Here is a 2652-nt window from a genome sequence, read left to right as displayed (position 1 = left end):
GCGCCTCCACTCCCTCAGTGGCTATGCCTATCTCGTTGAAGCCGAGCTTGCGATGGTGTCATGACGATTTGGTATAACAGACTTTTGTTGCTCAGGCATATGCGTCGCATCGACCTGCGGTATTCATCATGCACCGCGTTCTTATGAATGATCACCTGTGCCCGGCCAGCCGTGGGCGACGCTGCCCGTTCGTCTTCTCTCGCCAGCAAACGTGTTGTGCACAATGGTAATACTTATGTCGATCTTCGTCAAATGGGGAGAGCAGGGTGAGAGGATTTTGTGCTCTGGTCAGGAAAACAGCCTGTCAACAGCAAGAATAGTCATATCTGCAACAAAAGCGCAGTGCAATCTCTTGCACTGCGCTTCCGAACTGTAAACTATTTATTGATCAGTCACCCATCACTTCGTGCAGAGCCGGGGTGCGCTGGCGCTTACGCAAATCCTCTGGCTTCACACGGTGTACGTTCCACACCAGCCCAACCTTCTCTAGTGCCCGAATGATGTAGGCCGAGATGTCAATCTGCCACCATTGCAGACCGTGGAAGGCCGAGCGGGGGAAGGCGTGATGATTGTTGTGCCAGCCTTCACCGAAGGCAAGCAGCCCAACGATGAAGTTGTTGCGGCTGGCATCGCGTGTGTTGTAGTCGCGGCGACCGAAGGTATGACAAATCGAATTGACGCTCCAGGTAATGTGGTGGGTCAGGAAGATCCGTACCAGACCACCCCAGATTAAGCCGCTCCAACCGGCGATCAGGGTTGGAATGATAATGCCGAGGGCTGCCCACACGTACCATGTCTTGGTTACCCAGACCACTGTCGGATCCTTGGTAAGCCATTTGCCGTACATCTCGATATTGTTCTTGTGGGTGAAGAGCCAGCCGACGTGCGAATGCCAGAGACCCTCAAGCGGGCTGTGCGGATCATCTTCGTCGTCAGAGTGGGCATGGTGTTGAATATGGGTGGAAGCCCACGATGTGGGATCACCTTCCAGGGCCATACATCCCATGATCAAGAAGAGGGCCTTGAGTGGGCGGCTGGTTTCAAAACTTTTGTGGGTGAGCATGCGGTGGAAGCCGATGGTAATGCCCAGACCAGAAATCACATACAGCACCAGCATTAACGTCACGTCGAGCCAGTCCACATATTGCTGCCAGAGCATGACCATCGCATAAATAGTGCCCAGAAACGGTAAGACGACAATCAGCAGAACCACAAACTTTTCAAGTGGCGACTTCTCCAACTTTGGTTCGGTTGCCGGAACGGTGCGTGCCATATGATGATCTCCTCGAACGCTGATAAGATATGTTCTTCCTATCACAAGAATAGGGTGATACGGTCGCCGCGAGAAGTAGCGGGTGGCTAATCTTTAGTCATCGGCTGCGATAATCGGGGATGACTACAGTCACGCCTGAGCCAATACGACACCGATTCGGGGATGATATGTTCTGTCGTAAGCCCGATTTGCAATCTTTGCGAACCTGTGGTATACTCTCAGCGTGTTGAGCGGGTTGGCCCCATCGTCTAGCGGCCCAGGACGCCACCCTCTCAAGGTGGAGATCGCGGGTTCGAATCCCGCTGGGGTCACCAGGGCCCGTCGTCTAGCGGTTAGGATGCCACCCTGTCAAGGTGGAGGTCGCGGGTTCGAATCCCGTCGGGCCCGCCAACAAGGCGGAAGCAGAGACAGCCGGTATACACCGGCTGTCTCTGTTTATTCAATGTCTGCCGTATACCTGGCCGTTTCAACCTCATGCCTTGGAGTTAATCATACCACCCAATCTTCAGATCGCCATAGTCATCCTGGTGCAGGTGCTACGGCCTGCTATATGCAGAGTAGGGATGGAACGCCGCTCGTATCATCTGTTCGTGTGCGGTAGCGACGCACTGCCAGGCGGCCAATTACCCCCCATCACGTATATCCTATGCATTACCCATAACTCGAATACTGCATTGCCAGCGTGCCGGAGCAGGTCGGGGGAGTGATGATGAGCGTGCTCCCCAGCCGGGAGCTGGGAGTGTGCGCTGGAGGCGCGCATGGTGCCGATACCATTGCTGAAGTGAGGAGCCAGGCGCAAGCTCCCGCCCCTGGCGGCATTCACGGACGGCCAGGATAGATGAACGAACCCAACGTCTACCCTATCAGGAAGCCCTCGATCAAACGTCTGCCCTCCCCTCTCCCATCCGCCGCGGCTATGCATTACCCATACCTGGTGTCAACCACATGCGTATCAGCGGGTATGATCGCCATGGCTGCTGTTGTGGGCGACTGGCCCGGTGGCAGTGTGTCGCTCCAGCCGTGCTATCACGTGCCGGATGGGTTGCCTTACGCACGCATCATAGGCGTGGCGCAGGGTTTGGCGTGCGGCAGCCATGCTGCCGCGCCAGCCGTGCGCACGATCCGGCGCGTGGCATACCGTTCCCCATCCTGGTCACGGGGGTGCTGGATGTGCTCGTGCCGATCGTCGAGTCGGTCAGGCATACATGCGACACCTGCACGTCGACGTATTGTTGCACCAGGTTCGTGTCTGCGCACCAGCGGTCACGTCCAGCATCTGCCGGCGGTGGTGATGATGCCTGTACGCGGGCTGGACGCCTGCGCCACGGGGAGCGCGTGCAGTTCTACCTAACGTAGCGTGACATGTGGGTAATGCATAG

Annotated in this window: 1 protein-coding gene and 2 tRNA genes; 2 read left to right on the top strand and 1 reads right to left on the bottom strand. The window is 56.6% G+C overall.

The genetic code is table 11. The annotated features are described in order from the left end of the window. Nucleotides 1–388 precede the first annotated feature (388 nt). Entirely contained in the window at nt 389–1273 is an 885-nt protein-coding gene (locus VAE55_RS05440; RefSeq protein ID WP_322814786.1) for an acyl-CoA desaturase, read from the bottom strand. A 237-nt stretch (nt 1274–1510) separates the two neighbouring features. On the opposite strand from VAE55_RS05440, the gene VAE55_RS05435 reads away from it, so the two are divergent. After that, nucleotides 1511–1587, top strand: a tRNA-Glu gene (locus tag VAE55_RS05435). After that, nucleotides 1588–1663, top strand: a tRNA-Asp gene (locus VAE55_RS05430). Nucleotides 1664–2652: the final 989 nt, after the last annotated feature.

The sequence above is a fragment of the Chloroflexus sp. genome, from assembly GCF_034432675.1.
Classification (GTDB): Bacteria; Chloroflexota; Chloroflexia; order Chloroflexales; family Chloroflexaceae; genus Chloroflexus.
Note: the sequence above shows the minus strand (reverse complement) of the source record. Positions and strands in the feature narration are given on the sequence as shown.

Excerpts from the sequence above, each read along its gene's own strand:
- VAE55_RS05440 (WP_322814786.1), bottom strand. The coding sequence starts at position 1,273 with ATGGCACGCACCGTTCCGGCAACCGAACCAAAGTTGGAGAAGTCGCCA.